Origin of the sequence: Mesorhizobium sp. M00.F.Ca.ET.216.01.1.1 (assembly GCF_004010325.2) — a bacterium.
In the GTDB taxonomy this organism is placed as follows: domain Bacteria; phylum Pseudomonadota; class Alphaproteobacteria; order Rhizobiales; family Rhizobiaceae; genus Mesorhizobium.
Genome location: NZ_SADR02000230.1, coordinates 1 through 371 on the forward strand (window position 1 = coordinate 1; position 371 = coordinate 371).

The window sequence follows — 371 nt, forward strand, 5'->3', positions numbered from 1 at the left end:
TTCGCCACCACCGTCCTTGGGACGGAAGCTCTTGATCGAAGCCCACGCCTCGATCAGTGTCCCATCCACTGAGAAGTGCTCATCCGACAGGAGATTACGCCTGCGCGCCTGCGCCACCACGGCGGCCAGGAACTTGCTTGCCACATCGCCCGATAGAAGCCTCTCCCGGTTCTTGGTGAAAACCGTGGCGTCCCAGATCTCGGCATCCATCGACAGGCCGACGAACCAGCGCAACAGCAGGTTATAGCCTAACTGCTCCATCAACTGCCGTTCCGACCGGATCGAGTAAAATGCCTGCAGCAGCAAAGCCCGAAGCAGCTTCTCCGGCGCGATCGAGGGACGACCAACCTTCGAATAAAGTCCCTCAAAAT

The 371-nt window shown here is 58.8% G+C and carries 1 protein-coding gene; it reads right to left on the reverse strand.

Annotation, left to right across the window (positions count from 1 at the left end; genetic code table 11):
• Nucleotides 1–371: transposase (locus tag EN859_RS35870; protein WP_135913645.1), on the reverse strand; the 371-nt coding region annotated here is incomplete at both ends.